Consider the following 10438-nt stretch of genomic DNA (forward strand, 5'->3'; position numbering starts at 1 on the left):
GAATATCAGCGAGAACCAAATCACTGATAGCATAACCCACTGAGATGCATCATTGAGTTATTCTCTGGCACACTAAAGCGTTATGCCATTACAGTCGATGGAGCACGAAAAGCCAGCGGCATTTCAGCTTCATCTTCGAAAGTGATAAGTTCCCATGCACTTTCTTGAACCAGAACTGCTTGCAGCAATTTATTGTTCAGCGCGTGACCAGATTTGAACGCAGTAAATGCGCCAATGATGTTATAGCCACACATAAACAGATCACCGATTGCATCTAGCATTTTATGACGGACAAATTCGTCTTCAAAACGCAAGCCATCTTCATTAAGTACGCGATAATCATCAACAACAATCGCACAATCAAAGCTGCCGCCTAAACACAACCCTTTAGATTGTAAGTATTCAATATCACGCATAAAGCCAAATGTACGTGCACGACTGATTTGACGAACAAACGCTTCTGCCGAGAAATCCAGACAGTAACGTTGAGAGCTTGAATCAATCGCAGGGTGATTGAAATCAATAGTGAAATCCAGACTGAAACCATTATAAGGTGTCATCTCTGCCCACTTATCACCCTCCACCACACGCACAGCTTCCTTAATGCGCAGGAATTTTTTAGATGTGTTCAGCTCTTCAATACCCGCATCCAACAGCAGGAAAACAAACGGGCTGGCACTACCATCCATAATAGGAATTTCTGGCGCATCAACTTCGATAATAATATTATCGATACCTAACCCCGCAAGCGCTGCATTCAGGTGCTCAACCGTTGAGATTCGCACGTCATGCTCATTTACCAGGCAAGTACAGAGCATAGTATCACGCACGGATTTTGCATCTGCCGGAAAATCAACCGGTGGATTCAAGTCAGTGCGGCGATAGATGACCCCGGTGTTAGCCGGTGCTGGGCGCATTGTTAGCGTGACTTTTTTACCGGTGTGTAAACCGACGCCAGTCGCCTGAACAATACGTTTAAGTGTCCTTTGTTTGATCATCGTTTTATCTCGCAATGTTATCCATCCTGCCAACCACTATACACTATGGTTGGCGGGCAAGTTTAGCACAAAAAGCGGAGAATCCAATTTTTGTGCTATTAATCGGCCTGTTTACGCAAAAATGCAGGAATATCCAAATAATCAGGCTCCTTGCTAGTTTGTACGCTTTGGTCATTCACCACTTTTGCTGCTGGTTTATTTTCTTCAGACAATGAGGACATACCACCAGATATTTGCTGATGACGGTGTTCCATTACACTTGACTGAGAAGACTTATTGGTAACCAACGTAATTTCAGGACGTTTATCCATACCAATACCCGTGGCAACCACAGTCACACGCAACTCATCGTTCATGTCTGGGTCCAGAGAGGTACCGATCACGACGGTTGCATTATCAGAGGCAAATGCACGGATCGTGTTACCCACTGTTTCGAACTCATCCAAACGCAGATCAAAGCCAGCAGTAATGTTAACCAGAACACCACGAGCACCTGACAAATCGATATCTTCCAGCAGTGGACTGGAAATCGCCATCTCAGCAGCTTCTTCCGCACGATCTTCACCCTGCGCAATACCGGAGCCCATCATAGCGTAGCCCATTTCGGACATCACGGTACGCACGTCAGCAAAGTCAACATTCATCAGACCTGGACGAGTGATCAATTCAGCGATACCCTGAACCGCGCCTTTCAAAACGTCATTAGCCGCGCCGAAAGCATCCAGTAGTGAAATGCCGCGACCAAGCACTTTCAACAGTTTGTCGTTAGGGATAGTAATCAATGAATCTACATGCTTAGACAATTCAGTGATCCCTTGTTCAGCAAACGCCATGCGCTTCTTACCTTCGAAATTGAAAGGCTTAGTCACCACGGCAACTGTCAGAATCCCAAGCTCTTTTGCAATTTCAGCTACCACAGGTGCTGCGCCAGTACCGGTACCACCGCCCATACCGGCAGCGATAAATACCATATCCGCACCATCAAGCGCGGTACGCAATGCCTCCCGATCTTCTTGAGCAGCAGTACGACCAACTTCTGGGTTTGCACCCGCCCCCAAACCTTTAGTAATACCATTACCAATCTGGATAGTCTGGCCGACAGCAGTTTTACGCAATGCCTGAGCATCCGTGTTTACTGCAAAGAATTCAACACCTTCGATGCGTTCACGCACCATGTGCTCAACAGCATTACCGCCGCCACCGCCGACGCCGATGACCTTAATCACCGCGTCATTGGTTAATTCTATTGGTTCAAACATATAGTTTCTCTCCGCTTTGTACCTTTATATCGAGACTAAAAAGATGTCGTCTCTGTATAAAATTAAAACTCTTTTTTCAGCCAGCTACTGACTTTCTTAAACCAGCGACTCACTGAAGCATGTTTTTCAATATCCGCATCACCATTAAGATGAGAGGCTTTTCCGTAATGCAGTAACCCTACGGCTGTTGAATAATAGGGTTGCTGTGCATAGTCCGTCAGACCAGTAATATTAAGAGGTTGGCCGATACGCACCTGAGCATGGAACACTCGCTGAGCACATTCAGCTAAACCATCAATCTGAGCACCACCACCAGTCAAGACAATACCCGCCGCCAGATGGTGTTTAACCCCCTGCTGGCGTAACTGTTCCTGCAATCGCAGGATTTCATCATTCACTAAATTCAGTAATTCGATGTAACGCGGCTCAATGACCTCAGCCAACGTCTGACGCTGTAAGCTACGTGGTGGACGTCCACCGACACTAGGCACCTCCACACTTTCATCTTTGCTGACCAACGAACCTAGTGCACAACCGTGGCGTACTTTTATCGTTTCCGCATCACTTGGTGGCGTACCAAAGGCATAAGCAATATCACTGGTGACAACGTTACCGGCATAAGGGATAACTTTGGTATGACGCAGCGCTCCGCCGGTATACACCGCAATATCCATCGTCCCGCCGCCAATATCTACCACGCAAACGCCCAATTCACGCTCGTCTTCGGTCAAAACAGCATAGCTGGCAGCCAACCCGGAAAAGATAAGCTGGTCGACTTTCAAACCACAGCGTTCAACGGCTTTTGCAATATTTTTCGCCATATCATTATGACAAGTAATCAAGTGAACTTTCGCCTGCATACGCACACCGGAAAGCCCCACCGGATTTTTAATGCCTTCCTGATAATCGATAGCATATTCTTGCGGAATAACATGCAGTATTCGGTATTCATCACGTACACGAACTGATTTGGCAGTATGAACAACATTGTCTACATCTTCCTGAGTCACTTCCTCTTCGGAAATAGGAACCATCCCAATTTCATTCTGACAACTGATATGTTTTCCAGATAACGCCAGATAAACAGAGGAAATTTGACAATCTGCCATCAATTCAGCCTGATCGATAGCCCGCTGGACACATTTAACAACCGATTCCAGGTCGTTTACACCGCCTTTATCCATACCGCGGGATGGACAGCTTCCCACCCCGATAATATTAACCATACCATCGGGCAGAATTTCACCAACAAGGGCAGATACCTTTGCTGTGCCAATCTCTAGGCCAACTACTAATTTTCTGTCCGTCGATTTGATCATTATTGTTCTGCCTGCCTCATATAATTATTGCCAGTAACTGTTTATTGCCCTTTGACCGGAGCATTAGGATCACCAATGGGTAAAGATGCCCAACCTACTGCGGCACCACTGTCATAACGCAAATCCACATAATCTGCCCTTTTCTCCGTGTTCTGCTGTAACAGCGGATAAAGCTCGATAAAACGTTTAATACGGCCTGTTGTATCCATTCTTCCCAACTTTAGCTGGATACCATTATCCAGCGTCAGTTGCCAAGAACGACGCGCAGTCATTGCCACCGCTTTTAATTTCAGTTTATTGGCAGCGAGAAGTTTAGCCATGGTTAGATAACCATCAAGTACTTCTTTTTCACTGCCTTGTGGGCCATAAAGCATCGGGAAATACCCTTTAACTTCCCATTCAACCGGGGTGCTAAATACCTGACCTTCGACGTCCAGCATCTGTGTGTCATTCCAGCGTACATAAGGGATATATTCTACCAGATGAATTCTCAGTTCATCAGGCCACTGTTTACGAACAGTGACTTGCCTTATCCACGGCATCCGTTCAATTTGTTGCTGAATGATATTCACATCCTGCGTCATGAAAGTTCCCGGTTGCCCTAATGACAAAATTGCCTGCCGGATATCATCGTTGGTAGTGTAGTGACGCTCCCCCGTTACCACCAATTTTGAAATGGGCAATCTGTTAGCGTCTTTCATCCAATTAAGGACGGCCCAACCTCCCCAAATAATGGTCCCAAGCACCATCAGGAAGAAGATAAGCCCTGCCAGGTAAGAGCCGTTACTAGGACGGGAACTGTTATTTTCATTATCCCGTCCCCTTACTTTCAGGGCCGCTTGAGACATATCAATCAGCCAACTCCAGAATCTTTACCACCAACTGTGAAAAACTTAACCCAGCCTGACGCGCAGCCATCGGCACTAAGCTGTGGCTGGTCATCCCCGGAGAGGTATTCACTTCCAACAGGTAGAAATCACCATCAGTATCCATCATGACATCGACTCGCCCCCAACCACGGCATCCAACTGACTGATAAGCTTTCAACGCCAGTTCTGTCAATTGCTGCTCTTTTTCATCACTTAAGCCACTTGGACAAAAATATTGTGTTTCTTCAGACCAATATTTTGCATCATAGTCATAAAAAACAGCAGCGGGTTGAATACGAATAGAAGGTAAAGCCGTATCACCAAGGATGGCTACTGTGTATTCCGGGCCGTATAGCCATTTTTCCACCAGCAAGTCAACGTCATAACGAAACGCTGCCTCTAATGCGCCACGCAACTCCGAAATCTCATTAACCTTAGTCATACCAACACTGGAGCCCTCCAAGCTTGGCTTAACAATTAATGGCAGACCTAAATCTGCTACATATTCTTGGAGTTGTGAATCCGTCAATCGTTCAAATTGTTGAGAATTAATTGAAACATATGGCGAAACAGTCAATCCAATCCCCTGCCATAACTGTTTTGTACGCAATTTGTCCATTGACAATGCAGAGGCCATCACGCCACTACCGGTATAAGGCAACTGCAAAAATTCTAATACCCCTTGCAAAGTACCGTCTTCCCCACCACGCCCATGAAGCGCGATGAAGACTTTCTCAAATCCGGCCTCTTTCAATTGGGTCACAGGAAAATCTGTTGTATCAACTGGATGTGCATCAATACCTGCTTCTCTCAATCCAGCCAACACGGCTTGTCCCGATAACAGCGAAACTTCACGTTCAGCGGAAGTTCCCCCCAACAATACCGCGACTTTTTCAGCCATTGTGTTTTTCCTCATTCAAAGATGGCTGTAATTTTGTTTCAGCCAGATTACGCGCTATTTTGCCTATATTGCCGGCCCCTTGAACCAGAATTAAATCATTACTATCCAGCACTTGTGCCAATACAGCGGTCACCTTTGCCGGATCAGAAACCAAAATCGGATCTAACTTACCGCGGCTGCGGATAGTACGGCACAACGAACGACTATCCGCCCCCGGAATAACCGCTTCACCCGCAGAGTAAACATCCAACATCAGCAATACATCTACCTGATTCAATACATTGGCAAAATCATCATACAAATCACGGGTTCGGGTATAACGATGAGGTTGAAATATCATCACAATACGTTTATCCGGCCAGCCAGCACGGGCGGCCTTAATGGTTGCATCCACTTCCGTTGGATGATGACCATAATCATCAACCAACATTGCACTGCCTTCTTTGCCGTTAACATGCTCCAGAGAAAAATTCCCTAGAAAATCAAAACGGCGTCCGGTTCCCTGAAACCCTGCCAGCGCTGCCAAAATATCACTGCCAGAAATCCCCTCCTCAGTCGCAACGGCCACTGCTGCCGCCGCATTCAGCGCATTATGGCGACCTGGTGCATTCAATACGACTTTCAAATCCGCCATATCTTGACGACTGACAGTAAAATATCCCTGAGCACCCTTTTGCTGATAATGGGTAATACGGACATCTGCCTCTTCACTAAAACCATACGTCGTGATATAGCGCCCAACACGAGGAATTAACTCTTTGACAACCGGATCATCAATGCACATGACTGCACGCCCGTAGAAAGGTAAATTGTGCAAAAAGTTGATAAATGTCTGTTTCAGGTTTTCGAAGTCACCATGATAGGTATCCATATGGTCTGCTTCGATATTCGTAATGACCGCCACCATTGGCTGCAAATGCAAGAAAGAAGCATCACTTTCGTCAGCTTCTGCAATTAAATAACGGCTACTGCCAAGACGAGCATGTGTTCCTGCTGCTTTAACTAAACCACCATTAACAAAAGTGGGATCTAAACCAGCCTGTGCATAGATGCTAGAAATCATCGCTGTTGTTGTCGTTTTACCGTGAGTCCCGGCAATAGCAATACCATGACGGTAGCGCATCAGTTCTGCCAACATCTCTGCTCTGCGAATAACTGGAATTCGGGCCTCACGAGCAGCAACAATTTCCGGGTTATCCGCCAAGATTGCGGTTGAAGCCACAACAACGCTGGCATCCAGTATATTTTCGGGACGATGATTAAAATAAATCTGAGCGCCCAACTTAGTCAGTTGCCGAGTTACCGGGTTTGGCGCCAAATCAGATCCACTAATCTGATAACCTTCATTAGCCAACACTTCGGCGATCCCCCCCATGCCAGCACCACCAATGCCAACAAAGTGGATGTGCCTGACTTTTCTCATCTCAGGCACGAAAGCTCTTAATTTCGCCAATTGTTGTGTATTCACGTTTTCTTCTTCACTATATATGTTTGCTTCACCGCCCCTTTTAAGGCGGTCTAAATCATTTTTTTGCCGCATCGATTAATGCCGCCGATACTCGCTCAGTTGCATCAACAATGGCTGCTGAACGGGCTTTTTCCGCCATTTCCAGCAATTGTGGCCGTTGCCACTGAGTTAATAATTCGATGACTGCATCAACCGTAAATTGTGGTTGCTCCAGTATTTTTGCTGCGCCAACTTTTTCTAGAGGTAACGCATTCCAGTATTGCTGACGATCTTTATGCTGAAATGGCACAAAAATCCCAGGTAATCCCGCCGCTGACACTTCACTAACCGTCAACGCGCCAGAACGACAAATCACCACATCAGCCCAGGCATAAGCTTGTGCCATATCATCAATAAATTCAGTAATCTTATGTTCGCATTTAACTGAATTGTTATAGGCACTCCGGACACTTTCTTTAACCCCTTTACCTGTCTGATGCCAAACAGTAATTTTATTACCCATACGGGCTACCACTTCCGGTATTGTCTGGTTAAGAATTCTCGCCCCCTGACTGCCACCAACAACCAAAACCCGAATCGGACCTTCACGCCCTATCAAACGTTGTTTAGGTATGGGTAGTGCCAACACATCTTCGCGGACAGGGTTGCCAACAACGGGCGCTTTGGGAAATGCGCCGGGAAATGCTTGTAAAACAGTCGTAGCAATTTTAGCCAGCCACCGGTTTGTCAGCCCGGCAATACCATTCTGTTCATGCAGCACAACCGGAATACCACACATCCACGCAGCAATGCCGCCGGGACCAGAAACATATCCCCCCATGCCAAGCACGACATCTGGCCGATAGCGACGCATAATCGCCTTTGCCTGACGAATTGCTTTGAATATTCGGGCCGGGGCAGCTAACAGTGCTTTGATCCCTTTACCTCGCAGACCAGAAATCTGAATAAATTCAATATCAATGCCATGTTTTGGCACTAGATCAGCTTCCATACGATCCGCTGTTCCCAGCCAGAGAACGTCCCAGCCCTGGTCTTTTAAATGATGAGCCACAGCCAGTCCAGGGAAGACATGTCCTCCAGTCCCACCTGCCATCACCATCAAACGCCGGGTTTTGCCACTCATCGGGGGCTCCTTACAAACGCTTGGGCTTTTGCCAAGCGTGTTTCAAAATCAATTCTTAATAGCAATACGATAGCTGTCGACATCATCAGCAAACTTGAACCACCGTAACTAATCAAAGGTAAAGTCAAACCTTTAGTTGGTAACATACCTGCGGCGGCCCCAACGTTAACCAGAGTCTGGAAACTGAACCAGATACCCACCGAACAAGCCAGAAAACCCGAAAAACGCTGATCCATCTGCAATGCGCGACGACCTATCGTCATTGCGCGAAAAGCGACGAAGAATATCATTAACAACACAAAAACCACACCTACGTAACCTAATTCTTCCGCCAAAACAGAGAAAATAAAGTCAGTATGTGCTTCCGGCAGGTATTCCAGTTTCTGGACTGAATTTCCTAGTCCTTGCCCTAAAAATTCCCCACGACCAAAAGCCATCAAAGATTGCGTTAATTGATAACCTTTGCCATATGGATCTTCCCAAGGATCCAGAAAGGACGTTACACGGCGTATACGGTAAGGTTCAGCAATGATTAACAAAACCACCGCGAATACCCCTGAACCAATAATTGCTAGAAACTGCCATAACTTTGCCCCGGCCAGAAATAACATTGCCAACGTTGTTACAAACAGTACAACCACTGTTCCCAAGTCAGGTTGAGCCAGAAGTAACACCGCTAACACGACCATCACGCCCATTGGCTTACAGAATCCCCAAAAGTTATTCCGCACTTCTTCTACTTTGCGCACCAAATAACTGGCGAGATAGCAAAATAGAGAAAGTTTCGATAACTCAGCAGGTTGAATTCTCAAAGGCCCAATGGCAATCCAACGCGATGCACCATTTACTGAATTTCCCACCACCAGGACAACCAGCAACAAAATAACGGAAATAAGCAGCATCAGATTGCTATAGCGTTGCCAGAAATCCATCGAGATACGCAATGTGATCAATGACACCCCGAAAGCCAGCAAGAGATAAATCGCATCACGCTTCGCAAACAGAAATGGATCTTCTGCAAGACGCTGCCCAACCGGCATTGATGCTGATGTCACCATAACAAAGCCGATAATTCCCAATCCGAGTGTCAGCCAAACCAGTGTGCGATCATACAACACCATATTGGTAGCATCAGTTTCACGGCCACCAATAACCCAGTCTTTTAATCTACTGAATCCCGGAATAGACATCAGCCCAACTCCTCTGCCAAACGGGCAAACTCATGACCACGCTGTTCAAAATTACGGAACTGATCAAGGCTTGCACAAGCAGGAGATAACAGCACCATGTCACCAGCCACCAGCCGCGGTGCGATATCACGTATCGCCTGTTCCATAGTTTCAGTCAATGTCGCTATTTCCGGGCGCAGTTGCGCCAGTTGTTTTCCATCCCGGCCAAAGCAGTAAAGCCGAACTTTATTCCCACTCAGGAAAGGTTTAAGCGGAGAAAAGTCTGCCGACTTGCCATCACCACCTAACAGCAAATAAAGCGTGCCCTCCAGGTTCAGACCATTAAGCGCCGCCACCGTACTGCCAACATTGGTCGCCTTAGAATCGTTAATCCAACGCACCCCGTTGTTTAGACGAACAAGCTGGAAACGATGGTCAAGCCCCGGATAAACCGTCAATGTCGCCAAACTGGCCTCACGAGGAATGCCAACCACATCAGCTAAGGCCAATGCAACCAACCCATTGACGTAGTTATGGCGTCCCGTCAGCTTAATTTCATTTGTCGCCAATAGTGATTGGTTGTGAACTTTCAAAAAGGCATTTTCACTATCAAGCCGGTAGTCACCACAATCAACACCAAAGCTGACACAGCGGCTATCCATACCCGTTTCAGGCAGTGTCAAGCGATCTTGAGCATTCACAATGCATCTTTTCGCCTGACGATAAATCCTCAGTTTAGCCGCCCGGTACTGAGATACCCCCTGAGGATAACGATCCATATGGTCCTCAGTCACATTAAGCACAGCGGCGGCTGTTGCATTCAGGCTATATGTGGTTTCCAACTGGAAACTGGAGAGCTCCAAGACATAAAGCCGACAAGATTTCTTCAACAATTCTAATGCCGGTAGGCCAATATTACCGCCAACACCCACCTGCCAATTAGCTGCTTTCGCCATTTCACCAACAAGACTGGTAACGGTACTTTTACCATTAGAGCCCGTAATAGCGACTATCGGGGCTGTTGCTTCACGGCAAAACAACTCGATATCACCAACAATTTCAATACCCACATTAGCCGCCGCCTGCAATTCCGCCGTTGCCAAGGCAACGCCTGGGCTTACAACAATCAAGTCAGCATCCATCAACCAGCCAGCATTCAGGCTTCCACTGTGACACTCAACCCCATCGGGCAGTTTATCCTTGCCGGGTGGTGCCGCACGAGTATCCATCACACGAGGGATCACACCTCGTGTCATAAAAAAGTCAACACAGGAGAGACCTGTCAGCCCCAACCCGATAATGACGACTTTTTTACCTAAATAATCCGCCATG

The 10438-nt window shown here is 46.8% G+C and carries 9 protein-coding genes; all 9 read right to left on the minus strand.

Annotation, left to right across the window (positions count from 1 at the left end; all coding sequences use genetic code 11):
- Positions 1–80: 80 nt before the first annotated feature.
- Positions 81–998: a UDP-3-O-acyl-N-acetylglucosamine deacetylase gene (lpxC, locus tag D3222_RS03855; protein ID WP_118984954.1), complete on the minus strand. Its 918-nt coding sequence runs from the start codon at positions 996–998 to the stop codon at positions 81–83.
- 98 nt (positions 999–1096) lie between these two features.
- Positions 1097–2257 (minus strand): cell division protein FtsZ, encoded by a 1161-nt coding sequence (ftsZ, locus tag D3222_RS03860; RefSeq protein WP_118984955.1) that lies wholly within the window; start codon positions 2255–2257, stop codon positions 1097–1099.
- A 62-nt stretch (positions 2258–2319) separates the two neighbouring features.
- Complete coding sequence (ftsA, locus tag D3222_RS03865; RefSeq protein ID WP_118984956.1) at positions 2320–3576, minus strand: cell division protein FtsA; 1257 nt, start codon at positions 3574–3576, stop codon at positions 2320–2322.
- A gap of 41 nt (positions 3577–3617) precedes the next feature.
- The gene (gene ftsQ, locus D3222_RS03870) at positions 3618–4424 is read right to left on the minus strand and encodes a cell division protein FtsQ (protein ID WP_118984957.1); all 807 of its coding nucleotides are present in this window, start codon (positions 4422–4424) and stop codon (positions 3618–3620) included.
- Position 4425: 1 nt separating this feature from the next.
- Positions 4426–5346 carry a D-alanine--D-alanine ligase gene (locus tag D3222_RS03875; RefSeq protein WP_118984958.1) on the minus strand — a complete coding sequence of 307 codons (921 nt, stop codon included), beginning with the start codon at positions 5344–5346 and terminating at the stop codon, positions 4426–4428.
- Positions 5339–6814: a UDP-N-acetylmuramate--L-alanine ligase gene (gene murC / locus D3222_RS03880; protein WP_118985126.1), complete on the minus strand. Its 1476-nt coding sequence runs from the start codon at positions 6812–6814 to the stop codon at positions 5339–5341. The genes D3222_RS03875 and murC overlap by 8 nt, the downstream gene beginning before the upstream one ends.
- Positions 6815–6869: 55 nt before the next feature.
- On the minus strand, positions 6870–7937 hold the full coding sequence (gene murG, locus D3222_RS03885) for an undecaprenyldiphospho-muramoylpentapeptide beta-N-acetylglucosaminyltransferase (RefSeq protein ID WP_118984959.1): 1068 nt from the start codon (positions 7935–7937) through the stop codon (positions 6870–6872).
- Positions 7934–9127: a cell division protein FtsW gene (gene ftsW / locus D3222_RS03890; RefSeq protein WP_118984960.1), complete on the minus strand. Its 1194-nt coding sequence runs from the start codon at positions 9125–9127 to the stop codon at positions 7934–7936. Before ftsW ends, murG begins: the two co-directional genes overlap by 4 nt.
- On the minus strand, positions 9127–10437 hold the full coding sequence (gene murD, locus D3222_RS03895) for a UDP-N-acetylmuramoyl-L-alanine--D-glutamate ligase (protein WP_118984961.1): 1311 nt from the start codon (positions 10435–10437) through the stop codon (positions 9127–9129). Before murD ends, ftsW begins: the two co-directional genes overlap by 1 nt.
- Position 10438: the final 1 nt, after the last annotated feature.

This window comes from Photorhabdus sp. CRCIA-P01 (genome assembly GCF_003545805.1).
GTDB lineage: Bacteria > Pseudomonadota > Gammaproteobacteria > Enterobacterales > Enterobacteriaceae > Photorhabdus > Photorhabdus antumapuensis.